Origin of the sequence: Kitasatospora sp. NPDC127111 (genome assembly GCF_042677465.1) — a bacterium.
In the GTDB taxonomy this organism is placed as follows: domain Bacteria; phylum Actinomycetota; class Actinomycetes; order Streptomycetales; family Streptomycetaceae; genus Kitasatospora.
The window spans coordinates 1-25,480 of the sequence record NZ_JBHXTG010000081.1 but is presented as its reverse complement, the minus strand read 5'-3'; the positions used below and the strand labels follow the sequence as shown (position 1 = coordinate 25,480).

At 71.3% G+C, this 25,480-nt stretch carries 20 protein-coding genes; 14 read left to right on the top strand and 6 right to left on the bottom strand.

All coding sequences use genetic code 11. The features are described 5' to 3' along the window. Positions 1-249: 249 nt before the first annotated feature. From ACFVHB_RS33930 to ACFVHB_RS33885, 10 genes are all read left to right on the top strand, one after another. Complete coding sequence (locus ACFVHB_RS33930) at positions 250-1,869, top strand: ABC transporter substrate-binding protein (protein WP_380329895.1); 1,620 nt, start codon at positions 250-252, stop codon at positions 1,867-1,869. Between the two features lie 87 nt (positions 1,870-1,956). Beyond that, entirely contained in the window at positions 1,957-2,883 is a 927-nt protein-coding gene (locus tag ACFVHB_RS33925) for an ABC transporter permease (protein WP_380329893.1), read from the top strand. 76 nt (positions 2,884-2,959) lie between these two features. Next, the gene (locus tag ACFVHB_RS33920; RefSeq protein WP_380329914.1) at positions 2,960-3,877 is read left to right on the top strand and encodes an ABC transporter permease; all 918 of its coding nucleotides are present in this window, start codon (positions 2,960-2,962) and stop codon (positions 3,875-3,877) included. Positions 3,878-3,892: 15 nt separating this feature from the next. Then, positions 3,893-4,945: an ABC transporter ATP-binding protein gene (locus tag ACFVHB_RS33915; RefSeq protein WP_380329891.1), complete on the top strand. Its 1,053-nt coding sequence runs from the start codon at positions 3,893-3,895 to the stop codon at positions 4,943-4,945. Beyond that, entirely contained in the window at positions 4,935-6,134 is a 1,200-nt protein-coding gene (locus ACFVHB_RS33910) for an ABC transporter ATP-binding protein (protein ID WP_380329889.1), read from the top strand. The genes ACFVHB_RS33915 and ACFVHB_RS33910 overlap by 11 nt, the downstream gene beginning before the upstream one ends. 411 nt (positions 6,135-6,545) lie before the next feature. Continuing rightward, the gene (locus tag ACFVHB_RS33905) at positions 6,546-8,192 is read left to right on the top strand and encodes an ABC transporter substrate-binding protein (RefSeq protein ID WP_380329887.1); all 1,647 of its coding nucleotides are present in this window, start codon (positions 6,546-6,548) and stop codon (positions 8,190-8,192) included. A 93-nt stretch (positions 8,193-8,285) separates the two neighbouring features. After that, complete coding sequence (locus tag ACFVHB_RS33900; protein ID WP_360197110.1) at positions 8,286-9,230, top strand: ABC transporter permease; 945 nt, start codon at positions 8,286-8,288, stop codon at positions 9,228-9,230. After that, positions 9,223-10,194: an ABC transporter permease gene (locus ACFVHB_RS33895; protein WP_380329885.1), complete on the top strand. Its 972-nt coding sequence runs from the start codon at positions 9,223-9,225 to the stop codon at positions 10,192-10,194. Before ACFVHB_RS33900 ends, ACFVHB_RS33895 begins: the two co-directional genes overlap by 8 nt. 15 nt (positions 10,195-10,209) lie before the next feature. Continuing rightward, positions 10,210-11,310: an ABC transporter ATP-binding protein gene (locus ACFVHB_RS33890; protein ID WP_380329884.1), complete on the top strand. Its 1,101-nt coding sequence runs from the start codon at positions 10,210-10,212 to the stop codon at positions 11,308-11,310. Beyond that, positions 11,303-12,322 carry an ABC transporter ATP-binding protein gene (locus ACFVHB_RS33885; RefSeq protein WP_380329882.1) on the top strand — a complete coding sequence of 340 codons (1,020 nt, stop codon included), beginning with the start codon at positions 11,303-11,305 and terminating at the stop codon, positions 12,320-12,322. The genes ACFVHB_RS33890 and ACFVHB_RS33885 overlap by 8 nt, the downstream gene beginning before the upstream one ends. Positions 12,323-12,443: 121 nt before the next feature. Here ACFVHB_RS33885 and ACFVHB_RS33880 read toward each other — a convergent pair whose 3' ends face one another. The 5 genes from ACFVHB_RS33880 to ACFVHB_RS33860 form a co-directional block, all read right to left on the bottom strand. Continuing rightward, positions 12,444-14,156, bottom strand: a complete 1,713-nt coding sequence (locus ACFVHB_RS33880) for an ABC transporter family substrate-binding protein (RefSeq protein WP_380329880.1) — start codon at positions 14,154-14,156, stop codon at positions 12,444-12,446. A gap of 128 nt (positions 14,157-14,284) precedes the next feature. Next, positions 14,285-16,636, bottom strand: coding sequence for a peptidoglycan binding domain-containing protein (locus ACFVHB_RS33875; protein ID WP_380329878.1), 2,352 nt, complete (start codon positions 16,634-16,636; stop codon positions 14,285-14,287). A gap of 237 nt (positions 16,637-16,873) precedes the next feature. After that, positions 16,874-17,341 carry a DUF6113 family protein gene (locus ACFVHB_RS33870; RefSeq protein ID WP_380329876.1) on the bottom strand — a complete coding sequence of 156 codons (468 nt, stop codon included), beginning with the start codon at positions 17,339-17,341 and terminating at the stop codon, positions 16,874-16,876. After that, positions 17,338-18,297, bottom strand: coding sequence for an N-acetyl-1-D-myo-inositol-2-amino-2-deoxy-alpha-D-glucopyranoside deacetylase (gene mshB / locus ACFVHB_RS33865; RefSeq protein ID WP_380329874.1), 960 nt, complete (start codon positions 18,295-18,297; stop codon positions 17,338-17,340). Before mshB ends, ACFVHB_RS33870 begins: the two co-directional genes overlap by 4 nt. Before the next feature lie 243 nt (positions 18,298-18,540). After that, the gene (locus ACFVHB_RS33860) at positions 18,541-18,735 is read right to left on the bottom strand and encodes a DUF2304 family protein (RefSeq protein ID WP_063347949.1); all 195 of its coding nucleotides are present in this window, start codon (positions 18,733-18,735) and stop codon (positions 18,541-18,543) included. A 317-nt stretch (positions 18,736-19,052) separates the two neighbouring features. On the opposite strand from ACFVHB_RS33860, the gene ACFVHB_RS33855 reads away from it, so the two are divergent. The 4 genes from ACFVHB_RS33855 (at position 19,053) to ACFVHB_RS33840 (ending at position 24,307) form a co-directional block, all read left to right on the top strand. After that, entirely contained in the window at positions 19,053-21,209 is a 2,157-nt protein-coding gene (locus ACFVHB_RS33855) for a prolyl oligopeptidase family serine peptidase (protein ID WP_380329872.1), read from the top strand. A 166-nt stretch (positions 21,210-21,375) separates the two neighbouring features. Continuing rightward, positions 21,376-22,329: an ABC transporter ATP-binding protein gene (locus ACFVHB_RS33850; RefSeq protein ID WP_380329870.1), complete on the top strand. Its 954-nt coding sequence runs from the start codon at positions 21,376-21,378 to the stop codon at positions 22,327-22,329. Beyond that, the gene (locus tag ACFVHB_RS33845; protein WP_380329868.1) at positions 22,326-23,048 is read left to right on the top strand and encodes an ABC transporter permease; all 723 of its coding nucleotides are present in this window, start codon (positions 22,326-22,328) and stop codon (positions 23,046-23,048) included. Before ACFVHB_RS33850 ends, ACFVHB_RS33845 begins: the two co-directional genes overlap by 4 nt. A gap of 8 nt (positions 23,049-23,056) precedes the next feature. Then, positions 23,057-24,307: a sensor histidine kinase gene (locus tag ACFVHB_RS33840; protein WP_380329866.1), complete on the top strand. Its 1,251-nt coding sequence runs from the start codon at positions 23,057-23,059 to the stop codon at positions 24,305-24,307. Here ACFVHB_RS33840 and ACFVHB_RS33835 read toward each other — a convergent pair. Then, positions 24,304-25,200 (bottom strand): GNAT family N-acetyltransferase, encoded by an 897-nt coding sequence (locus tag ACFVHB_RS33835; protein WP_380329864.1) that lies wholly within the window; start codon positions 25,198-25,200, stop codon positions 24,304-24,306. The genes ACFVHB_RS33840 and ACFVHB_RS33835 overlap by 4 nt on opposite strands. Positions 25,201-25,480: the final 280 nt, after the last annotated feature.

Genomic DNA, 25,480 nt, shown 5'->3' with positions numbered 1-25,480 from the left:
CGTTGGTCGGGTTGAGGGCCGCCGCGTTGTGAACCCCGGAGGTTACCCCGGATGGGCCCGCGGCTTCCGGCCGCGGGCCCTTCCGCGTTCCCGGGGTCGCGTTCCCGGGGCCGCGTTCCGCCGGCCCGGGGCGGCGTCAACGGGCTGAGGCGGCGCCGTGCACCCATCCGGGGGTACCCGACTCGCGCCGCCTCGAAGGCGCGCTTCTCATGGGGTGTGATGCGACACACACCTTGAGGAGGGACCTTCATGCCCGCAGCCACCCGTGCCCGTTGGGTCCTCGCCGGCGCGACATCCGTGGCCCTCGCGGCCAGCGGGTGCAGCAGTGACGGCGGGGGCGGCGGTTCGTCGGACACCGGCAAGACCTTCAGCTACCAGAGCAGTGAGCCGCAGAACCCGCTGCAGCCGGCGAACGCCAACGAGACCGGTGGCGGTCGCATCATCCAGAACCTCTTCAAGGGGCTGGTCGACTACGACCCCAGCAACGCCCAGCTCCGGATGCAGGTCGCCGAGTCGATCGACACCAGCGACTCGCAGACCTACAACGTGACGCTGAAGTCCGGCTGGACGTTCCACGACGGCACGCCCGTCCAGGCCAAGAACTTCGTCGACGCCTGGAACTGGGGCGCGACCACCAGCAACAACCAGATCAACAGCTCCTGGTTCTCCGACATCGAGGGCTACAAGGACGTCCACCCGGAGAGCGGCCAGCCGACCGCGACGAAGATGTCCGGCCTGACCGTCGTGGACGACACGCACTTCACCATCAAGCTGAGCGGCAAGGTCTCGTACTTCAAGTACAAGCTCGGCTACATCGCCTTCTCCCCGCTGCCGAGCGGGTTCTTCAACGACCCGGCCGGCTACGGCCAGAAGCCGGTGGGCAACGGCCCGTACCAGTTCGTCAGCTGGGACCACAACCAGCAGGTGGTGACCAAGACCTTCGCGAACTACCAGGGCGTGGACAAGCCGAAGAACGGCGGCGTCATCTTCAAGATGTACAACACGGCGGAGGCCGCCTACGCCGACCTCCAGTCCAACAACCTGGACGTGATGGACCAGGTGCCGCCGTCCGCGCTGGCCACGTACAAGAGCGACCTCGGTGACCGGGCGATCGACTCCCCGCAGGGCGCCATCCAGAACCTCGGCTTCACGCTGTACCAGCCGGAATGGGCCCCGCCGGAGAAGGCGCTGGTCCGCCAGGGCATCTCGATGGCGATCGACCGCGACACCATCACCAAGACGGTGCTCCAGGGCTCGCGCGCCCCCGCCAGCGCCTGGGTCGCGGACGGCGTGCAGGGGTACAAGGCCGGCCAGTGCGGCGAGTTCTGCACGTTCAACCCGGACAAGGCCAAGCAGCTGATCGCCCAGGGCGGCGGCGTCCCGAACAACAAGCTGACCATCACCTACAACGCGGACGGCGGCCACAAGGAGTGGGTCGACGCGGTCTGCAACTCGATCCGGCAGAGCACCGGGGTGGAGTGCGTGGGCGACCCGAAGCCCGACTTCAAGACCGCCCGGGCGGCGATCACCGGACACCAGATCAACGGGATGTTCCGGACCGGCTGGGTGCAGGACTACCCGCTGAACGCCAACTTCCTCGCCGACGTCTACCGCACCGGCGCCGCGTCCAACGACTTCGGCTACAGCAACCCGCAGTTCGACCAGCAGGCCACCAAGGCCGACCAGGCCCCCAGCGTGGCCGACTCGGTGACCGGCTACCAGGCGGCAGAGGCGGTGCTGCCCAGCGGCATGCCGGCCATCCCGCTCTGGTACTACCGGACCAACTCGGGCTACTCCGCCAACGTCCACAACGTCACGTTCGACTCCTTCGGCAACCCGGCCTGGACCCAGGTCCAGGTCAACGGCTGACCGGGCCGCCGCACCGGCCCCGCCCTCCCCGCACGGAGGGCGGGGCCCGGGCACTCGACCCACCCGGTCCCTAGGAAGGAGGCTCTGATGGGCAGTTACGTGCTGCGGCGGGTGCTGCAGATGATCCCGGTGTTCATCGGCACCACGCTGCTGATCTTCCTGATGGTCTACACGCTGCCGGGCGACCCGGTTTCGGCGCTGTTCGGAGAGAAGGCCGCCGACCCCGCGGTGGTGGCCAACCTCAAGCACAAGTACTACCTCGACCAGCCGATCTGGAAGCAGTACCTGCACTACATGGGGAACCTCTTCCAGGGGGACTTCGGCACCAGCTTCACCGGCCGCTCCGTCAGCGACATCATGGCCGACGCCTTCCCGGTCACCATCCGGCTGGCGCTGCTCGCCTTCGGCTTCGAGATGATCTTCGGCCTCCTCCTCGGCCTGGTGTCCGGCCTCAGGCGGGGCAGCGTCCAGGACACCCTGGTCCTGGTCCTCACCCTGCTGGTGATCTCGATCCCGGTCTTCGTGCTGGCGTACCTCGCCCAGACGATCTTCGCGACCAACCTCGGCTGGGTCACCCCGACCGTGCAGGACTCCACGGACATCTCCCAGCTGATCCTGCCGGCGATCGTGCTGGGCTCGCTCTCCCTGGCGTTCGTCGCCCGGCTCACCCGGACGTCCATCGGCGAGAACCTGCGGGCCGACTACATGCGCACGGCCGTCGCCAAGGGCCTGCCGCGGCGGACGATCGTCACCCGGCACCTGCTGCGCAACTCGCTGATCCCGGTGGTCACCTTCCTGGGCACCGACCTCGGGGCGCTCATGGGCGGCGCGATCGTCACCGAGGGGATCTTCAACGTGCAGGGCGTGGGCAACGTCCTGTACCGGGCGATCAACCAGAAGGAGGGGCCCACCGTGGTCGGCATCGTGACCGTCCTGGTGATCGTCTACCTGGTCGCCTCCCTGATCGTCGACCTGCTCTACGCGGTCCTGGACCCGAGGATCCGCTATGCCTGACCTCCACGACGAGAGCGACTTCGAGCCGCACCCCAAGCCCGGCCTCGACCACCTGGACTACGCCGGCGAGCAGGGCATGGCGGTCGAGCAGGAGACCCTGGTCGAGCCGAACCCGGACAAGCGCGAGGAGGCGCGCAGCCTCTGGGGCGACGCCTGGCGGGACCTGCGCCGGCGGCCGATCTTCCTGATCTCGGTGCTGCTGATCGTGCTGCTGGTCCTGATGGCGATCTTCCCCTGGGCGTTCACCGACGCCAACCCGCGCCAGGCCGACCTGGTGCACAACTACCTCAAGCGGCCCGACTGGACGGACTTCTTCGGCGCCGGCTGGTTCGGCTACGACGCGCTGGGCCGGTCGATCTACGCCCGGGTGATCTACGGCGCCCGCGCCTCGATCACCGTGGGCATCTTCGTCACCGCCGGGGTGACCCTGCTGGGCGGGCTGGTCGGCATGACCGCCGGCTACTTCGGCGGGGTCCTGGACGCGGTGCTGTCCCGGATCGTCGACATCTTCTTCGGCATCCCGCTGCTGCTCGGCGCCCTGGTCATGCTGAACGCCTTCTCCGCCCGGCGGACGGTCTGGAGCGTGGTGATCGCGCTGGTCGTGCTCGGCTGGACGCAGATCGCCCGGGTCATGCGCGGCGCGGTGCTGACGGTCAAGCAGTCCGACTACGTGGTCGCCGGCAAGGCGCTGGGCGCCGGTACTCCGCGGTTGATGTTCCGGCACATCCTGCCGAACGCGGTCGCCCCGGTGATCGTCGTGGCCACCATCGCGCTCGGCGGCTACATCGCCACCGAGGCCACGCTGAGCTTCCTCGGCATCGGCCTGCAGGACCCGACCATCTCCTGGGGCATCGACATCTCCTCGGCCCAGAAGGTGATCCGGACGGCCCCGTACGTGATGTTCTTCCCGGCGGCGGCGCTCTCCCTCACCGTGCTGGCCTTCATCATGATGGGCGACGCGGTCCGCGACGCCCTCGATCCGAAGCTTCGCTGAGCGAGGGGACGCATCGTGACTACAGCTGTGGACAGCACCAAGCCCCAGCGCGAGGCGCCCTACCAGGGGCCGCTGCTCGAAGTCCGGGACCTGCACGTCGAGTTCGTCACCAGGGACGGGGTGGCGAAGGCGGTCAACGGGGTCAACTACAGCGTCAGCGCGGGGGAGACGCTCGCGGTGCTGGGCGAGTCCGGTTCGGGCAAGTCGGTCACCGCCCAGGCGATCATGGGGATCCTGGACATGCCGCCGGCCCGGATCCCCCGGGGCGAGATCCGGTTCCGGGGCCAGGACATGCTGAAGATGGGCAAGGAGGAACGGCGGAGGATCCGCGGCCAGAAGATCGCGATGATCTTCCAGGACGCGCTCTCCTCGCTCAACCCGGTGCTCACCGTGGGCTTCCAGCTCGGCGAGATGTACCGCGCCCACCACGGGATCCCGCGCAAGGAGGCCAAGGAGAAGGCCGTCGAGCTGATGGACCGGGTGCGCATCCCCGCCGCCGGGCAGCGGGTGAACGACTACCCGCACCAGTTCTCCGGCGGCATGCGCCAGCGCATCATGATCGCGATGGCGCTGGCCCTGGAGCCGGACCTGATCATCGCGGACGAGCCCACCACCGCGCTGGACGTCACCGTCCAGGCGCAGGTGATGGACCTGCTCGCCGAGCTGCAGGCCGAGTACCACATGGGGCTGATCCTGATCACCCACGACCTCGGCGTGGTGGCCGACGTCGCGGACAAGATCGCCGTGATGTACGCCGGGCGGATCGTGGAGACGGCGCCGGTGCACGAGCTGTACGCGCGCCCGGCCCACCCGTACACCCGCGGCCTGCTGGACTCCATCCCCCGGCTGGACCAGAAGGGCCAGGAGCTGTACGCGATCAAGGGATTGCCGCCCAACCTGCTGCGGATCCCGCCGGGGTGCGCGTTCAACCCGCGCTGCCCGCGGGCCCAGGACATCTGCCGGGCCGAGGTGCCGGAGCTGTTCCCGGTGACCGAGGAGGACGGCACCGAGCTGGCCGGGCGGGGCAGCGCCTGCTTCTTCTGGAGGGAGACGCTCCATGACCGCTAACGGGGCCAGTGCGCTGGGGGCGGCGGTGCCGGAGGAGGCCGTGTTCGCCCAGGAGGTGCCGCGCGGCGAGCCGATCCTCGAAGTCCGGGACCTGTTCAAGCACTTCCCGCTGACCCAGGGGGTCGTCTTCAAGAAGCAGGTCGGCGCGGTGAAGGCGGTCGACGGCGTCGACTTCGACCTGATGCAGGGCGAGACGCTCGGCATCGTCGGCGAGTCCGGCTGCGGGAAGTCCACGCTGGCCAAGGTGCTGATGAACCTGGAGCCGGCCACCGGCGGTTCGGTGCGCTACAAGGGAGAGGAGATCTCCCGCCTGTCGGGGGCCGGGCTGAAGGCGGTGCGCCGGAACATCCAGATGGTGTTCCAGGACCCGTACACCTCGCTGAACCCGCGCATGACGGTCGGCGACATCATCGGGGAGCCGTTCGAGATCCACCCCGAGGTGGCGCCGAAGGGCGACCGCCGCCAGGCCGTCCAGGACCTGCTGGACGTCGTCGGCCTCAACCCCGAGTACATCAACCGGTACCCGCACCAGTTCTCCGGCGGCCAGCGCCAGCGCATCGGCATCGCCCGGGGGTTGGCGCTCAAGCCCGAGATCATCATCTGCGACGAGCCGGTCTCGGCGCTCGACGTGTCCGTCCAGGCGCAGGTGATCAACCTGCTGGAGCAGCTGCAGAGCGAGTTCAACCTCTCGTACATGTTCATCGCGCACGACCTCTCGATCGTCCGGCACATCTCCGACCGGGTCGGCGTGATGTACCTCGGCAAGCTGGTCGAGATCGGCAGCGACCTGGAGATCTACGAGCACGCGACGCACCCGTACACCCAGGCGCTGCTCTCCGCGGTGCCGGTGCCGGACCCGACGGCGCGCGAGTCCCGGGACCGGATCGTGCTCACCGGGGACGTGCCCTCGCCGGCCAATCCGCCGTCCGGCTGCCGGTTCCGCACCCGCTGCTGGAAGGCGCAGGAGCGCTGCGCGGTGGAGGTCCCGCTGCTGGCGGTGCCGTCCTGGCTGGACGGGCTCGCCCGGCACGAGTCGGCGTGTCACTTCGCGGCGGAGCGCGAGATCGGACAGAGCGCGGCGGAGCGCGAGTCGGGACCGGGCACGGCGGAGCGCGAGTCGGGACCGGGCGCGGCGGAGCGCGGGGCGGAGGGGGAGGAGCCGCCGCCGGCCGAGCCGGAAAGCGGTTGACACCCCGGTCCGGATCCCGAACCCGGGGCGCGCCCTCCATCCGGAGGGCGCGCCTTCGTGTTGCCTGCGGAAACACCGGAATTCGATGGCCGGTTTTGATCATTACGCTCCGTAAAGCATCGGATACCGGCGAATAATGTTCGCTATCCGGAAATCGGAATCCCGAGCTCCGGAAGCGTTATGCCGGAATTTGGCGAGCATTGTCACGACTTGGTCTGAGCATGTAATTGAAAAGAGATGTGACGTGGATTCCGCCGGAGGGGTCCGGTGATCGATAGTTGCTCTGCGCGTATCAGTGGTCACCTCGCCAACTGTGCGGATCGGCCCTGAGATGTCGACCCTCGCCATGCCCGGCACACCGAGTGGCGGGGCGCCGTTCGTTCGTAAGCCCCTAAAACGAGGAGCAGTTGAATGAGGCTCACCAAGACCATGCGGTGGACCGCGCTGGCGGCCTGCACGGCGCTCGCGATCTCCGCGTGCACCACCGGCAGCGGCAAGAAGTCCACGGAGGGCGCGAACGGCGGGTCCGGGAAGAAGGGCGGCTCGATCAGCATCGAGTCGGGTGAGCCGCAGCACGGCCTGGTGCCGCAGAACACCGCCGAGTCCGAGGGTGCCCACGTCCTCTCGGCGCTCTTCGCCGGCCTGGTCGAGTACGACCACAAGGACAACTCGCCCCAGCTGCGCGTCGCCGAGTCGATCGAGAGCCCGGACGCGACCGTCTGGACGATCAAGCTCAAGGACGGCTACACCTTCCACAACGGCGAGAAGGTCGTCGCGCAGAACTTCGTCGACGCCTGGAACTGGGGTGCCAACCAGGACAACGCCGCCGAGGGCCTGCCCTTCTACGACAAGATCGTCGGGGCCGAGGAGCTGGCGCCGGGCAAGGACAAGAAGCCCAGCGCCAAGGAGCTCAAGGGCCTCAAGGTCGTCGACGACAAGACCTTCACGGTCACCCTCAAGGCGCCGTTCTCGCAGTTCAAGACCATGCTCGGCTACACCGCCTTCTACCCGCTGCCGAAGGCGTTCTTCACCGACCCGAAGGCCTTCGAGGAAGCGCCGATCGGCGACGGCCCGTTCCAGATGGACGGCAAGTGGGAGCACAACAAGCAGATCAAGGTCAAGCGGTACGAGAACTTCCCGGCGGCCGACGGAAAGGCCAAGCTGGATTCCGTCACCTTCAAGATTTACGACAAGCTGGAAACCGCGTACAACGACCTCCGCGCCAACAACATCCAGATCACCAACAAGCTCCCGGTCTCCGCGATGGCGACCGTCTCCCAGGAGTTCGGTGACCGCTACATCTACAAGCCGGAATCCGGCGTCGGTTACCTCGGATTCCCGATCGCGACCAACCCGGCGTTCGCGAAGCCGGAGATCCGCAAGGCGATCTCGATGGCGATCGACCGCGAGGCGATCACCAAGACCATCTTCTCGGGCACCCGCAAGCCCGCCGACGACTTCATCAGCCCGATCATTCCGGGATACCGGCAGGGCGCGCTCGGCGACGTCGTGAAGTACAACCCGGCGAAGGCGAAGGAGCTGTTCACCCAGGCCGGCGGCCTGCCCGGGAACACGCTGGAGATCGGCTACAACGCGGACGGCGGCCACAAGGAGTGGATCGAGGCCGTCGGCAACCAGCTGAAGAACAACCTCGGCATCGAGGTCACCTTCAAGCCGTTCGAGAAGTTCGGCGCGATCCTGAACGCCCTCGGTGCCAAGCAGTACTCGGGCGCCTTCCGGTCGGCGTGGTCGATGGACTACCCGTCGATCGAGGACTACCTGCGCCCGATCTTCTCCAAGGTCGCGATCGAGAACGGCTCCAACTACGGCGGCTACGTCAACGAGGAGTTCGAGGCCCTGCTCGCCAAGGCCGACAGCGCGAAGACCGAGGCCGAGGGCATCAAGCTCTACCAGCAGGCCGACGACATCCTGATCAAGGAAGTTCCGTACATCCCGATCTACACCTACATGTCGTCCGCGGCCTACACCAAGGACGTCAAGAACGTGGTGATCGACGCCCAGAACCGCATCGACCTCGCCAACGTCGAGCTGGCCTGACCGCGCACCAGCTGACCGGTACGTCCTGACGGGCGGCGCGGGCGATCCCCGCGCCGCCCGCCACCGGCGTGCCCCGAGCCACGAGGAGGCCGCATGGGCCGCTATGTGGTCCGCCGGATCATCCAGGCCATACCTGTGATCCTCGGCGCGACGTTCCTGATCTACGCACTGGTCTTCCTGCTGCCCGGCGACCCCATTACGGCACTGGCCGGTGAGAAACGGGCCGATCCCACCGTGGTGGCGGTGCTGCGGGACCGGTACCACCTGGACGACCCGTTCTTCGTCCAGTACTGGGACTACCTGGTGGGTCTGTTCAAGGGTGACTTCGGCGAGGACTACCGCGGCAACGAGGTCGTGGACGTCATGACGAACGCCTTCCCCTACACCATCAACCTGGCGGTGACCGCGCTGGTCATCGAGATGGTGGTGGCCATCACCGCCGGTGTGGTCGCCGCCCTGCGGCGGGGCCGGTTCATCGACAACCTGGTGCTGATCTCGACCCTGATGGTCATCTCCATCCCGACCTTCGTGATCGGCTTCGTGCTCCAACTCGTGCTCGGGGTCAAGCTCAACACCGACTACGGCTTCGACTTCTTCCCGGTCTCCTTCAACGAGGAGGCGGGCTTCCGGTCCTACCTGATGCCGGCCTTCGTGCTGGCCTCCACCTCGCTGGCGTACGTCGCCCGGCTCACCCGGACCAGCCTGATCGAGGTGATGCGCGCCGACTACGTGCGGACGGCGGTGGCCAAGGGCCTCAGCCCGTTCCGGGTGGTCGTCCGGCACGGGCTGCGCAACGCGCTCATCCCGATCGTCACCTTCCTGGGCATGGACCTCGGCGGGCTGATGGGCGGTGCGGTGATCACCGAGGGCATCTTCAACATCCCCGGGGTCGGGCACCAGTTGTTCCAGTCCGTCTACCTGCGTGAACGGACCATCGTGGTGGGCATCGTGAGCGCCCTGGTGCTGGTCTACCTGTTCGCCAACCTGGTCGTCGACCTGCTGTACGCCGTCCTGGACCCGAGGATCCGCTATGAGTGAGCCGACGAAGAGCGAGAACACGACGGTGGCGATCCCGGGGCAGGCCGGCTCCGGGCCGGTCGCGGGCGGTGCCGCCGCCCCGGCGGCGGGCGGGGCCAAGGGCGGCGAGCGGGTCGCCAGCCTCTGGACCGACGCCTGGTACGACCTGCGGCGCAACCCGCTGTTCCTGATCGGCGGGTTCCTGGTGGTCTTCATGGTGGCGCTCGCCGTCGCCCCGCAGCTGTTCACCGACGGGGACCCGTCCTCGGCGGGCTTCTGCAACCTGAGCGACTCGCTGAAGCGGCCCAGCGCGGAGCACTGGTTCGGCTTCGACGTGCAGGGCTGCGACGTGTACACCCGCGCCGTCTGGGGCGCCCGGAACTCGATCATCGTCGGCATCCTGACCACCAGCCTGGTGGTCGCCGTCGGCGGCGCCCTCGGCCTCTGGGCCGGCTGGACCGGCGGGCTCTGGGACAGCACGCTCTCCCGGGTCACCGAGATCTTCTTCGCCATCCCGCTGCTGCTCGGTGGCATGCTGATCATGTCCACCTGGGGCAAGGGGAACGCCTGGACGGTCTCCGCGGTGATGGCCGTGCTCGGCTGGCCGCAGATCTACCGGCTGATGCGCTCGGCGGTGCTCTCCAACAAGCACAACGACTACGTGGTCGCGGCCCGGGCGCTCGGCGCCGGCACCGGACGGATCGTCAGCCGGCACATCCTGCCGAACGCGGTCGCCCCGGTGATCGTGGTCTCGACCATCAACCTGGGCGTCTACATCGGCGCCGAGGCCGCGCTGTCCTACCTGGGCATCGGCATCCAGTCCCCGGCGATCTCCTGGGGCCTGATGATCAGCGACGCCCAGGCCCGGTTCCTGACCGCCCCCCACGTGCTGCTCTTCCCGGCCGCCGTGCTGAGCATCACCGTGCTGGCCTTCATCATGCTGGGCGACGCGGTCCGCGACGCCCTCGACCCGAAGCTGCGCTGAGGAGGGCCGCGGACGATGAGTGACGTGACGAAGCCGTCGAGGGTGTCGAAGGACGCGGTGCCGCGCCAGAACGCGGTGGAGGTGGTCGCGGGCCGCCGGGAGAACCTGGTGCCCGGCACCCCGCTGCTGGAGGTCGACGACCTGCACATCGAGTTCCACACCCGGGACGGCGTGGCCAAGGCCGTCAACGGCGTGAGCTACTCGGTGTCGGCCGGGGAGACGCTGGCCGTGCTGGGCGAGTCCGGTTCGGGCAAGTCGGTGACCGCGCAGGCGATCATGGGGATCCTGGACATGCCGCCGGGGAAGATCACCGCCGGCGCGATTCGGTTCCGGGGGGAGGACCTGCTCACCATGAGCCCCAAGGCGCGCCGGGCGGTGCGCGGCCGGAAGATCGCGATGATCTTCCAGGACGCGCTCTCCTCGCTCAACCCGGTGCTCAGCGTGGGCTTCCAGCTCGGCGAGATGTTCCGGGTGCACCAGGGCGCCTCGCGCAAGGAGGCCAAGGAGAAGGCCGTCGAGCTGATGGAGCGGGTGCGCATCCCGGCGGCCCGGCAGCGGGTGAACGACTACCCGCACCAGTTCTCCGGCGGCATGCGCCAGCGCATCATGATCGCGATGGCGCTGGCCCTGGAGCCGGACCTGATCATCGCGGACGAGCCCACCACCGCGCTGGACGTCACCGTCCAGGCGCAGGTGATGGACCTGCTCGCGGAGCTGCAGGCCGAGTTCAACATGGGGCTGATCCTGATCACCCACGACCTCGGCGTGGTGGCCGACGTCGCGGACAAGATCGCCGTGATGTACGCCGGGCGGATCGTCGAGACCGCCCCCGTGCACGAGCTGTACGCGCGCCCGGCCCACCCGTACACCCGCGGCCTGCTCAACTCCATCCCGCGGCTGGACCAGAAGGGCCAGAACCTCTACGCCATCCAGGGCCTGCCGCCGAGCCTGCTGCGGATCCCCCAGGGCTGTGCGTTCAACCCCCGCTGCGACCGGGCGGAGGACCGCTGCCGGACCGAACTCCCGCGGCTGGTCCCGGTGCTGGGCGCCGACGGGGAGGACCTGCCCGGCCGCCGCAGCGCCTGCCACTTCTGGAAGGAGACCCTCCATGGCTGAGCCCATCGTGGAGGTCAGGGACCTGGTCAAGCACTACCCGCTGACCCAGGGCATCGTCTTCAAGAAGCAGGTCGGCGCGGTGAAGGCGGTGGACGGCGTCTCCTTCGACCTGCAGAAGGGGGAGACGCTCGGCATCGTCGGCGAATCCGGCTGTGGCAAGTCCACGCTGGCCAAGGTGCTGATGAACCTGGAGCGGGCGACGTCCGGCCAGGTGCTGTTCAAGGGCGAGGACATCACCCGGCTCTCCGGCGCCGGGGTGAAGGCGGTGCGCCGGAACATCCAGATGGTGTTCCAGGACCCGTACACCTCGCTGAACCCGCGCATGACGGTCGGCGACATCATCGGGGAGCCGTTCGAGATCCACCCCGAGGTGGCGCCGAAGGGCGACCGCCGCAAGGCCGTTCAGGACCTGCTGGACGTGGTCGGCCTCAACCCCGAGTACATCAACCGGTACCCGCACCAGTTCTCCGGCGGCCAGCGCCAGCGCATCGGCATCGCCCGGGGGTTGGCGCTCAAGCCGGAGGTGATCATCTGCGACGAGCCGGTCTCGGCGCTCGACGTGTCCGTCCAGGCGCAGGTGATCAACCTGCTGGAGCAGCTGCAGAGCGAGTTCAACCTCTCGTACATGTTCATCGCGCACGACCTCTCGATCGTCCGGCACATCTCCGACCGCGTCGGCGTGATGTACCTCGGCAAGCTGGTCGAGATCGGGACGGAGGACGAGATCTACGCCCACCCGACCCACCCCTACACCCAGGCGCTGCTCTCCGCGGTGCCGGTGCCGGACCCGACCGGGCGCGAGCAGCGCGAGCGCATCCTGCTCAGCGGCGACCTGCCGTCGCCGGCCAACCCGCCGTCCGGCTGCCGGTTCCGCACCCGCTGCTGGAAGGCGCAGGAGCGCTGCTCCACCGAACTCCCGCTGCTGGCGGTGCCGTCCGGGCTGACCGGGCCGGCCGCGCACGAGTCGGCGTGCCACTTCGCCGAGGTGCGGGACGTGATCGGCGCGGGCTGACCCCGCACCGGCCGGGCCCCGGAACCGCGTTCGGGTTCCGGGGCCCGGCCGTGTCCGCCTGCCGTGTCGCGCGCCGCGTCCGGCCGCCGGGACCGCCTGCGGTGTCCGGCGGCCGCGGGCGTCACTTGGTGAAGCCGACGTTCTCCCAGACGATGTCGGAGAGGCCCTGGGCGCCGATGTTGGCGAGGTTGGCGCGGGCGCCGTACAGCTGCGGGCGCTGGTAGAGCGGCAGGACGCCGGCGACCTTCCACAGCTCGCCGTCGGCCTGGTTGATGGCATCGAAGGAGGTGGCGGCGTCGGTCGCGCCGGCCGCCCGGTCCAGGGCGGTGTCGACGGCCGGGCTGCCGGCCTGGGCGTGGTTGGTGCCGCCGTTCTGGACGAAGTTGGCGCGGCTGCCGGTGGCGGGGAAGGGCGTGCCGAGCAGCGAGTAGGCGGTGATGTCGAAGTCGTGCCGGTTGATGTACTTGTCGAAGAACTCGTTGGGGCTGGCGATCACGACGGTGACCCTGGCCCCGACCATCCGGAGGTCGTGGGCGGTGGCGTTGGCCTCGTTCTGGGCCTGGGTGACGCCGCTCGGGATGACCATCCGCAGGCCGAGTTCCTTGCCGTCCTTCTTCCGGACGTCGCCGTCGAGCTTCCAGCCGGCCGCGTCGAGCTTGTGGACCGCCTCGCCCGGGTCGTAGCGGCTGAGGCCGAGGGAGTTGTCCCGGTAGGCGTTCTGGTTGGCCACCAGCAGGTGGTTGTTGAGGTTGACGGTGGGCCAGTCCAGGCCGGAGAGGTCGGTGCGGGTGATGGCGTCCCGGTTGATCGCCTGGAACAGCGCCTGCCGGACGGTCGGGTCGGTCAGCACGGGGCTCTTGCCGTTCAGCGTGATCTGGCGGAAGTCGGGCCCGCCGGCCCGGCGCACGGAGCCGCCCTTGGTGGCCTTGATCAGCTGGTAACCGGCCACGTTCGGGCCGTTGCTGAAGAAGTCGACGGTGCCGTCGCCGAAGGCCCCGGCCATCGTGTTGGGCAGCATGGCGCGGAACTCGATGCGGTCCAGCATCGGCTTGTCGCCCCACCAGGCCGGGTCGGCGACCAGGGTGACGGTCTGCGCCGCCCGGTCCAGCTTCTCGACCTTGAACGGGCCGGCGGTGACCGGGATCGCGTCCAGGTAGGCGGTGTTGAACAGCTCCGGGGTGGCGATCCGGCTCGCCGGCAGCAGCGGGGCGTTGGCGGCGCCGTTGAACATCGACTGCCACTCGGAGAACGGACGCTCGAAGGTCATCACGGCCTGGAAGTCGTCCTTGCCCCGCTCGACCGAGGTGACCAGCTCGAAGCCGGTGCTGCTGGACGGCTTGTAGGCCGGGTCCTTCCCGTTCAGCGCGCGCCAGTTGGCCTCCAGGTCGCGCCAGGTGATCGGGGTGCCGTCGGACCACCTGGCCTTCGGGTTGAGCGTCCAGGTGACCACCTGGTGGCCGTCCCGGACCTCGGCGTGGGCGTCCTGCAGGTAGGCCGGGTTGACGGTCTGGGTGCCGGCCGCGTCGGAGCGGAAGAAGGTCGGCAGCAGCGGCTTGGTGACGGTGACGGTGGAGGACTCGGTGCCGTCGGCCTGGATCGGCGACCACTGGGTGGAGAACTGGGCGATCGCGACCCGCAGGGTGCCGCCCTGGCGCAGGTCGGCGCGGTCGTGCGGGTTGATGTCCATCGCGGTGAGCTTGGGGGTCTCCAGCGTGGACGGGATCGCCACGGCGTCGTCGGGGCCGGCGGAACAGGCACAGAGCGTCAACGAGAGGGAGACGGCGGTGAGGCACGCGAGCAGGGCCGTGCGGCGTGACAGGTGGCGGCGGCCCATGGCGGTACTCCCGATGCAGATGTGACGAACGGTGCGCGTGGTGTGGCGTCACATCTTGCTGACCGGGGAGCGCGGTTGTCGAGGGGGCGGGCCCGGATCGGGCCCGCCCCCTCCACGACGGATCCGGGTCAGACGGTGGTGAACTTGACGGTGCGGTCCTTGTCGCCGGTCTTGTCGAAGACCGAGGCGATGGCGTCGGCGGCGTCCTGCGGGGTGATCACACCCGTCTGGCCGTCCTTCTTCTTCACCTTCACCTTGTCGAACACGCCGTTCAGCTGGCCGTTCAGCGCGTCGAGGTCCCACTTGGGCACGATCTTGCCGGAGGCGTCCGGCACCAGGGTGATCGTCCTGGCGGCGGTCTTCGGGCCAAAGTCGAAGGTCTTGGCGCCGGCCACGAGGTGGATCTTCCCGTTGACCACGGACTTGCCGAGGCTGTCCGCGGCGGCCTGCAGGGCCTGGGTGGAGACCTTGGGCTGCGCGGCCGTGACGGTCAGCGCGACGGGCTGCTCGGTCTTGCCGGCGGCGCGGTCGCGGTAGGCCTGCTCGACCTGGTCGACGGCGGAGGCGGAGTCCACCGCCTGACCGGCCTTGCCGGGCACCACGACCGGCTCGCCGTTCTCGCCGAACTTGACGTAGCCCTCGGTGAGGCCCTGGCCGGAGCCGGTGGCCAGCCCGTCCAGGGCGGCCTTGAGCTTGGCCCGGTCCACCTTGACCTCCGGCGGCACGGCCTTCTCGTCGCCCTTCAGCGAGCTGATCACGTCGACCGGGTTGTACGAGTGCTGGGTGAGCTTGTCCACGGTGGCCGTGGTGTCGAAGCTCAGCCCGGCGACGGCCGGGTCGAGGTCCAGGGTCTGGTCGCCGATCTTCAGCTTGAGCGGCTGCTGGCCGGCCTTGCCGACGCTCTCGTCGAGCTGGTGGATCGCCTGGTCGCGGTTGCTGCCGCCGATGTCCGTACCGAGCACGACGGTGCCCTTGGGGACGTCGGACTGGTTCAGCATCAGGCCGGTGCCGTACGCGGCGGCGCCCAGGAAGAGCACCCCGCCGACGCCGTAGACGCCGAGCTTGACCAGCTTCTTGCCGGAGCCGCCCTTCCGGGGCTTGGCGGTCTCGGTCTTGGGGGCGGCCGGCTTGGCGGGCTCGGCCGGCTGCGGCGCGGGCGCGGGGGCCGGCACCGCGGCGGTGGTCTCGCCGTCCGGGCGGACGGGCGGGCCGTTGAAGGGGTCGGCGGGGGAGCCGGGCTCGCCCTGGCGGCCGGGGGCCCCGGGGAAGAGGCCGCCCGGGGCGGCGGTGCCGAACGGGTCGGTGCCGAACGGGTCGGTGCCGGCCGGGGGGCGCTGGGCCGCGAACGGGTCCGTCCCGGCCGGGGCCGAGGCGAACAGGCCCGGCTGCGGCCGGCCGTTCTGCGGGGCGCCGTTGGCCTGCGGGGCGCCGTTGCGGGGGCCGCCGTTCTGGGGCAGGCCGGATATGGCGGCGGGCGGCGGGGTGTCCTGGCGGATGGGCTCGAAGCCGTCGACCGAGGTGTCCTCCGGGTTGGCCGCGTCGGGGGCCACGGAGGCCATCGGGGCGCCGGGCCGTCCGGGGGCACCGCCGGCCGGCCGGCCGGAGCCCTGCGACTGCGGACGGCCGCCGCCCTGCCGCTCACGGCGCGGCAGCGGGCCGCCCGGGGCGACGGACCCCTCCTGCCCGAAGGCGGGCGAGGAGGGCGGACCGGCGGGGCCGTCCTCGTACACGCCGGCCTCGTCGGCCGGGGCGTCCGGGCCGGGGCCGAACGGGGACGCGGGCGCGCCGGTGGGGCGCGGGGCGGAGGCACCGCCCTGGGCGGGCACCGGGCGGGCGTCCGGGCGCGCGGTACCCGGGCCCTGCGGTCGGCCGGACCCCTGCGGTCGGGCGCCGTTCGGGCGGGCGCCGTTCGGCCGGGCCTCGGCACCGGCGGCGGGCGCGGCGGCCGCGGGGGCGCCCGGGGCGCCAGCCGGCACCGGGGCGGGGGCGGGCTCGGCGGCCGGGGCCTTCTTCTGGCGCGGCCGGAACCAGGCACCGGTGGACTCGGACTCGGAGGTGGCCGGCGGGATCTCCCACTCCGGCGGCAGGTTCGGCGGGGTGGCCGTCCGGGCGCCGCCCTCCATCACCCCGAGCACGGGGGAGGCGGCTGCGGCGGAGCGGTGCCGGGGAGCGCCCGGCTCGGCCGCGGCCGGCGGCTTCTCCTCGCCGGGGCCGTCCTCGTTCTTGACGGTGGAGCGGACCACCACGGGCGGGATCGGACGCGAGCCGGGGATGTTGATCCGGACCCGCGTGGTCAGCGTGGTCTCGGTCTTCGGGGTCTCGTCCTCGTCACCCGCCGCCGAGCCCTGGGCGGCACCGGCACCCGCACGGTCGCCGCCGGGGAACTCCGGTGTCCCGTAGGGCGGGGTGCCCGACGGGTAGGCGTCCGGCCCCGTGCGCCGAGGCGTCGGGTGGGCGTTCTCAGATTCGCGGCTGCTCAATGCTGCTCTGCTCCGGGTTCGCGGGCCGGGCTGTGCGGCCCGACCGCGGTTCGTGGGCGCCGGACCTGGCGGGCGGCGTCGGGTACGGCGTTCTGCGGCACCACCATACTGGGAAGAACTGAGCGGTGAACTGGTTCGGATAGAACCTGATACGTCCGGTTCTTCCGGTATGAGAGTACGGCCGTGTGGTCCTGACTGCTCGTCGTGCGCGGTACCGTACGCGGCCCGGCCGGGCGGTCAGCGCGGGGGGCCGGGCACTCCCGGGAACCAGCTGGTCCGGGTCGGCAGGGTGGCGCAGATCACGCCCAGGATCGATCCGACGAACAGCCAGGCGAGCGACGTGGCATTGGTCCAGAGGACGTTGTCCCCCTCGGGGCGAGGCACCATCAGGAGCAGCAGGGCGAGGAACCAGCCGGCCGCCGGCAGGGCGGCGCCGAGCCGGGTGCCGGTCACCCGCAGGCCCGCGTAGAAGGTCGCGGCGGTCGCGGCGAGCGCCAGCAGGACTCCCACGGGCGGCCACAAGGCCTGCACAAATGCTCCGCACACCGACACCGCGAAGCCCAGCAGGAAGAACAGGACATAAGCCACGATCCGCCCGGCGAGCGGGGGCTGGGACTCGCTCAGGCGCTCCTCCCGGGTGCCCAGGACGGCCGCTGGGACCGAGCGGCGCGGGGCCGCCTGCTGCTTCTCCACGGGCCCGGTCATCGGGCGCCCTCCTCGATGGTCAGGCCCGCGGCGGTGCCGTGCCCGGCGGCGGTGCCGTGCCCGCTGGCGGGGTCGGGGCCGGTGGCGGTGTCGAGGCCGTCGAAGAGGTCCTCCTCCGGCCGTCGCGGTCCGGCCTGGCCGCGCACCAGCTGGTAGTACTCGGTGGCGAACAGCGGCTGCCCGAGGTGGTTGGAGAGCGCGAAGGAGTCGCCGGCCACGGTGATCTGGGTGGCGTGCGCGGCCATCGCGGCGGCCTTCCGGCCGGCGTACGCGGTGCCGTCCAGCACGGTGGTGACCACGGCGTCGTCCACCACCCCGGGCACGTCGGCCGGCTGCGCGACGCCGGGGAACCGGGCCTCGGCGGCGGTCCGGGCCAGGCCCCGGTCGAGCACCGAGCGGGGCATCCGGTTCCAGTACACCTTGGCGATCCGCCAGGCCGGGCCCAGCTCGGGCCGGTACGCCGGGTCGGCGGCCAGGTCGTACGCGCGCATCGCGACCCGGTGCGCCTGGATGTGGTCCGGGTGCCCGTAGCCGCCGTTCTCGTCGTAGGTGACCAGCACCTGCGGCCGGACCTCGCGGACCACGGCGACCAGGTGGCCGGCGGCCTCGTCCACGTCGGCCTGCCAGAAGCAGCCCGGCGCGTCGTTCTCGGGGACGCCCATCATCCCGGAGTCGCGGTAGCGGCCGGGGCCGCCCAGGAAGCGGAAATCGGCGACGCCGAGCGCGCGCATGGCGTCGGTCAGCTCGCCGATCCGGTGCGGGCCGAGGGCGTCGTCCCGGTCGGCCGTCAGGTGGGCCAGCTCCGGCCCGATCACCTCGCCGCCCTCGCCGAGGGTGCAGGTCACCAGGGTGACCCGGGCGCCCTCGGCGGCGTACCTGGCCATCGTGGCGCCGTTGCCGATCGACTCGTCGTCGGGGTGGGCGTGGACCAGGAGCAGGCGGCGGCCGGTAGTCATGGGAGGAAGCCTAGGCCCTACTCGGATGGTGGCGTCGGAGCCGGGTGCGGCGTGGGGGTGCGTGCATCGCGAGGCGGAGGAGGGAGCCACTGCGGTGGGGGCACCTCCCGGCCGAAGGCTGGGGGCCATTGGCGACGGACGACAACGCGGCGAGGTGCGTGCCCCGGCGTCGCGCCCCTGGCGCCACCAGCCGAGTAGGGCCCCGCGACCGGGCGGCGGGGTTCAGGGCTTCAGGCCGTTGATTCAGAGCTTCAGGCCGTTGATCATCCCGGCGAGGTTGCTGGTGACCTGGCTGATCGAGGGGGCGATGGAACTGGACGCCAGGTAGAAGCCGAGCAGTGCGCAGATGATCGCGTGCGCGAGCTTCAGTCCGGAGCGGCGGATCAGCACCACCACGATGACCAGCATCAGCATGGCTGCGGAGACGGACAAAGCCATGGCGGCTCACACCCCTTCTCGGGTGCGCCACCCCCTCGGGGAGGGCGGCGGTCGGGACCGTGCGGGACTTGCGGTCGGGTGACCGGCGGCCCGGGACAGGGCCTGACGATCACTCGTGGGACCAGTCATACCCGATGCGTGAGGGGTGCGTTACGTTCCGTGAGTCTGCACACGCCGGGGCATGGTGGCACAAATGGGGCGCATGGGCCGGTCGGAAGGGGTGTACGGCCGATCGGTGCAGACTTCCGGCCGATGCTCCGAACGAGTGATCACCGGGCACCGGGCAGCGGCACCGGAACGTCATAGGGTCTGGTGCCATGACCTCCCACACCCCTGCGGACACGTTCCCGAGGCAGTACGCGCGCACCCTGCGCTACACCGTCGGTGCGCCCCGGTCGTTCTCCGTCGCATCCGACGGCTCCCGGGTCGTCTTCCTGCGCTCGCGCTCGGGCAGCGACCGGGCCAACCTGCTCTGGACCCTCGACACCGCCACCGGCGAGGAGCGGATCGCCGCCGATCCGGCCGTCCTGCTCGGCGGCGACGAGGAGGACCTCTCCCCGGCCGAGAAGGCCCGCCGCGAGCGCAGCCGCGAGGGCTCGGCCGGCATCGTCGGCTACGCGCTGGACGGCGCCGGGAAGCTCGCCGCCTTCGCCCTCTCCGGCCGGCTCTTCACCGCCGACCTGGTGGCCGGCATCAGCACCGAGCTGCCCGCCGAGGGCCCGCTGGTGGACCCGCGGCTCTCCCCGGACGGCGTGTTCGTCGCGTACGCCAACACCGTTGGCGAGCTGCGGCTCACCCGCACCGACGGCACCGCCGACTGGGCCTTCGCCGCACCCGACGGCCCGAACGTCACCTGGGGCCAGGCCGAGTTCATCGCCCAGGAGGAGATGGGCCGCGACCGCGGCTTCTGGTGGTCCCCGGACAGCGACCGGCTGCTGGTCGAGCGGGCCGACGACAGCCAGGTGCGCCGCTGGTGGATCGCCGACCCGGCCAACCCGGGCAGCGAGCCCGCCGAGGTCGCCTACCCGGCCGCCGGCACCGCCGACGCCGAGGTCGGCCTCTGGGTCCTCGGCCTGGACGGCACCCGGACCGAGGTGGCCTGGGACCACGAGGCGTTCCCCTACCTGGCCCGGGTGCACTGGTCGAAGGGCGGCGTGCCGCTGCTGCTCGTCCAGGCCCGCGACCAGCGCAGCCAGCGGATCCTCGGGGTGGACGTCGAGACCGGCGCCACCGAGGTGCTGCACGAGGAGCGCGACGACGCCTGGCTGGAGCTGTTCCAGGGCGTCCCGGCGTGGACCCCTGACGGCAAGCTGGTCCGGATCTCCGACGAGGGGGGAGTCCGGGCGCTGGTGATCGGCGACCACGCCGTCACCGGGGCCGACCTGCACCTGCGCTCGGTGCTCACGGTCACCGCCGAGGAGGTGTTCTTCACCGCCTCCGGCGGCGCCGAGGAGACCGACCCCGAGCCCGGCTGGATCGCCGTCGGCCGGATCGGCCACGACGGCAAGCGGCTCGCCTGGGAGGCCGCCAACGGCCGGCCGTTCACCTCCGTCACCACCGCCGTGCACGCGGCCGGCATCACCGTCCGGGCCACCGCCGAGCCCGACCTGCCCGGCACGCTCGTCCAGGTCGCCCGCGACCTGCCGGAGGGCGTGGTGGTGGACGACGTCGCCGTCATCGAGTCCTACGCCGAGACGCCGGCCATCACCGCCCGCCCGGTCTTCCGCTACGCCGGCGAGCGCCGCATCCCCGCGGCGGTCTTCCTGCCCACCGGCTACGACCGCGAACGGGACGGCCTGCTGCCCGTCCTGATGGACCCGTACGGCGGCCCGCACGGTCAGCGCGTCGTCCAGGCGCACAACCCGCACCTCAACTCGCAGTGGTTCGCCGACCAGGGCTTCGCGGTGATCGTCGCCGACGGGCGCGGCACCCCCGGGCGGGGCCCGGCCTGGGAGAAGTCGATCGCCTTCGACTTCGCCGGGGCCACCCTGGACGACCAGGTGGACGCCCTGCGGGCGCTCGCCGCGGAGTTCCCGCTCGACCTCGACCGGGTCGCCATCCGCGGCTGGTCGTACGGCGGTTACCTCTCCGCGCTCGCCGTGCTGCGCCGCCCGGACGTCTTCCACGCGGCCGTGGCCGGCGCCCCGGTGACCGACTGGGAGCTGTACGACACCCACTACACCGAGCGCTACCTCGGCCACCCGGCCGAGCGGCCCGAGGTGTACGCGGCCAACTCGCTGAGCGGGTACGCGGCCGGGCTGGAGCGCCCGCTGATGATCATTCACGGGCTCGCGGACGACAACGTGGTGGCCGCGCACACCCTGCGGCTCTCCTCCGCCCTGCTGGCGGCCGGCCGGCCGCACACCGTGCTGCCGCTGTCGGGCGTCACGCACATGACCCCGCAGGAGGAGGTCGCGGAGAACCTGCTGCTGCTCCAGGTCGACTTCGTGAAGAAGTCGCTGGGCCTGCGGTAGCGGTCCGACCCGCACCTCCGGCGGCCGGTGCCCGTGACCCGGGTACCGGCCGCCGGCATGACATCCGTCATCCCGGAGCCACGACGGCGCACACTGCCGCCGGACCCGGCCCGCGCGGGACTCTGAGGTGGTGCGAACGACACCAGCAGGGGAGAGGACCGGCGCGATGGGCACGGAGGTGGCGGCCTTCCGGGGCGTCAGCAAGAACTACGGGCGGGTGCGGGCCGTCGACGGCCTGGACCTGGTGCTGCGGCCGGGCGAGACCGTCGCCCTGCTCGGCCCGAACGGCGCCGGCAAGTCCAGCAGCCTGGACCTGCTGCTCGGCCTGCGCGAGCCCGACCACGGCACCGTCTCGCTGTTCGGCGGCACGCCGCGGGCCGCGGTCGCGGCCGGCCGGGTCGGCGCGATGCTGCAGAGCGGCGGGCTGATGGCCGACGTCAAGGTGCGCGAGCTGGTGAAGCTGGCCTGCGACGTCCACCCGCGCGGCCGGGCCGTCACCGAGGTGCTGGCCGACGCCGGGATCACCGACCTGGCCGAGCGCCGGGTCGACAAGCTCTCCGGCGGCCAGGAGCAGCGGGTCCGGTTCGCGCTCGCCGTCGCCGGCGCCAACGACCTGATCGTCCTGGACGAACCGACCACCGGCATGGACGTCTCCGTCCGGCAGGCGTTCTGGGCGAGCATGCGGGCGCAGGCCGACGCCGGGCGCACGGTGCTGTTCGCCACCCACTACCTGGAGGAGGCGGACTCGATCGCCGACCGCGTCCTGGTGCTGCACCGGGGCCGGCTGATCGCCGACGGCACCTCCGCCGAGATCAAGGCGAAGGCCGGGGCCCGCCGGATCACCTTCGAACTGCACGACGCGGACGGCCCGTTCGACGCGTCGCTGCTGCGCACCCTGCCGGGGACGCTGGCGCTGGACGTCGGCGCCCGGGTGCCGGGCGTGCGGACGGTCCGGATCCGGACCGCGGACGCCGACGCCGGCGTCGCCGGGCTCTACCGGGCGGGCCTGTACCCGCGCGGCCTGGAGGTCACCGGCCTGGGCCTGGAGCAGGCCTTCCTGACCATCACCGGCGAGCAGGACGCCGCCGGCAGCACCGAGTTCGCGGAGGCCGTGCGATGACCACCCTGATCCAGCTGGAGATCGTGCGCACCCTGCGCAACAAGAAGTACCTGCTCTTCACGGTCCTCTACCCGGCGCTGATGTACTTCTTCTTCATCAACGCGTACGGCACGGACAAGCTGGCCGGAGGCCTGCCGGTGAAGACCTACTTCATGGTCTCGATGGCCACCTTCGGCGCGGTCGGCTCGGTGCTGACCGGCACCGCCCAGCGGATCTCGCTGGAGCGCAAGAGCGGCTGGACGCGTCAGCTGCGGCTGACCGCGCTGCCCGGCCGGGCGTACACCGTGGCGAAGATCGCCTCCAGCGCGGTGACCACGCTGCCCGCGATCGTGGTGGTGTTCGCGGTCGGCGCGAGCCAGGGCGTGCGGCTGGACCCGGGCCAGTGGGCCGGCCTGGCGGCCGCGCTCTGGCTGGGCGGCTTCGTCTTCGCCGCCCTCGGGGTGGCGTTCGGGTACGCGGCGGCGCCGGACTCGGTGCAGACCATCGTGATGATCGCCTACATGGCGATGGCGCTGTTCGGCGGGACGTGGTTCCCGGTGAGCGGCACGCTGGAGACGGTCGCCCGGTTCAACCCGGTGTACCAGTACAACCAACTGGCCGCCTTCACCCAGCCCGGGCACTCGCTCGACCTCGCCGCGGTGGCCGGTCTGGCCGGCTTCCTGGTGGTCTTCGCCGCGGCCGCGGCCGCGCTGTACCGCCGGGACACCCGGCAGGCATGATGACCTCCATGCCAGACACGTCCCGCACCCACCGCTCCGACGAGCAGCCGGAGGTGGGGGTGGGGCGCGTGTCGTTCATGAGCGTTCCCGGCGCTCCGGTGGAGACCAGGCGGCAACTGCTGGTCAAGGTCAGCTGGATGCTGCTCTGGATGGTCTACCTCCTCTACCCGGTGGGCGACCTGCTGCACGGCGGGCACACCCTGGCCGCCACCGTGGCCGGCTGGATCGCGCTGGTGGCCTTCGTCTGCTGCTACATCAGCCTGGTGGCCTTCCGCTCGACCGAGAGCATGCGGCCGCGGGCCTGCCGGGTGGTGGTCGCGGGGATGGTGCTGACCGCCGTGGCGAGCGCGTTCGCCCTGGGCACCGCCTGGCTCACGCTGTTCACCTACGCCTCGGTCAGCGTCGCGATCATCGCGCCGGTGCGCTACGCGCTGGCCGGGGTGGGCGGCATGGCGGGGCTCACCGTCGTGACCGGGCTGCTCAGCCACGCCGATCCGGGCGACATCCCCACCATCGCGCTCACCGCCTTCCTCTCCGGCGTCGCGATGACCGGGCTGCAGCGGCTGGTCACCACCATGCGGGAGCTGCGCGAGGCGAGGGCCGCCGTCGCCCACCTGGCCGCCTCCGAGGAGCGGCTGCGGCTGGCCCGGGACCTGCACGACCTGCTCGGGCACTCGCTGTCGCTGATCACGCTGAAGAGCGAGCTGGCCGGGCGCTTCATGGACGCCGGCAAGGACGAGGCGGCGCGGACGCAGGTCGCCGACATCGAGAAGGTGGCCCGGCAGTCGCTGATCGACGTCCGGGAGGCGGTGACCGGGTTCCGCCGGCCCACGCTGCCGGTCGAACTCGCCGCCGCCCGTACGGCGTTGGCCGCCGCGCAGGTCCGGCTGGACGCGCCGCCGGAGCTGGTGGACGCCTGGCCCGGGCTGGCCGGCGAGGAGTCCGGCGCGCTGGCCTGGGCGCTGCGCGAGGCGGTCACCAACATCGTCCGGCACGGCGAGGGCGCGACGCTCTGCACGGTGCGGGCCGACGAGGTGTGGGAGGACGGCGGCGAGCGCTACGCCGCCTTGGAGATCACCGACGACGGGGCGGGGCCGGGCAAGTCGGGGCCGGGGAACGGGCTCTCCGGCCTGGACGAGCGGCTCGCGCTGGTCGGCGGCCGGCTGGAGACCGGCCCGGGCGAACGCGGCAGGGGCTTCCGGCTGCGCGCCCTGGTGCCGCTCCGCGCGGCCTCGGTGCCGGCCGCCAAGGCGCCCTAGGCGCCGGGGAGTTCGGCGGGCGAATCGGACGTCGGGCCGGAGCGGGGCGACGGGTGTTCGTACCGGGCCCGGCGGGCGACTGCCTCGAACCCGAGTCGGGTGAACAGGCCCGCGGAGGCGGGGTTGTTGACGTTCACGTCGAGGAAGACCTCGGTGCCGCCGCCGGTCCGCAGCCGTTCGAGGGCGAGCGCGGCCAGCCCCCGCGCGAGCCCGCGCCGCCGCCACGCCGGGACGGCACCCACCTGGATGAGGAAGCCCCGCGCGCACGCGACGAAGCCGACGGGCGTGCCCTCGGGCGTGCGGGCGAGGAGGGAGCAGCCCGGGAGGAACTCGTCGTCCACCAGCCACTCCACCCACTCGTCGTGCGTCCAGCCGGGGAAGCCGGGCCGGTCGGCGAAGGAGGCGTGGTAGGCCTCGTGGAAGGCGGCCGTGTTGTGCGCCGCCCATTCCTCGACCCTGGTGCCGCCGGGGAGTTCGCCCGGCAGCACCGGTGTCGCCAGCTCCCGCCGGAAGACGTCCTCGGCGAACGTCTGCCGCAGCCCCCGCGAGGTGAAGAGCCGGTGCGCCTGGGGAGTCAACGCCTCCGTCGCCACCCGCACCGGCTCCTGTGCGGCGTTGAGCAGCCGGTCCAGCAGCTCGGCGCCGATCCCCTGCCCCCGGTACTCCGGGTCGACCGTGCCCACGACGGCGGCGGCTGCCGCACCCGAGGCCACCAGCCGCTCGCCGTCGTAGGCACCGAGAACCACCCCCGTGTACCTACGCTCCAGGAAGCCCGCCGAGGCGGTCGCCGGCAGCCCGCCGTCGTGCGCCAGGCACTTCCGGGCGAGCTCGGTGATCTCGCCGAGGTCGTCGCGTCCGAGTGGCCGCCACCTCACCGCACCGCGTCGATTCATCCGTCCTCCCCTCGCCGCGGACGCTAGGGCGTGTCTGACAATTCCCGCCGGGCGCGCGGCGCTGGGGCACGCACCTCGCCGCGTTGTCGTCGGTCGCCGATGCTCCGCATGGACTCCCTCCTCCGCCTTGCGATGCACGCACCCCAGCGCCGCGCGCTGATCCGACGCGAATTGTCAGACACGCCCTAGTGTCCTGAGTCTGGAATTCGCTTCAGATATCCGGCGAGGCGTTCGAGGATCTCGTCTGCGGTCTTTGTCCAGACGTACGGCTTCGGGTCGG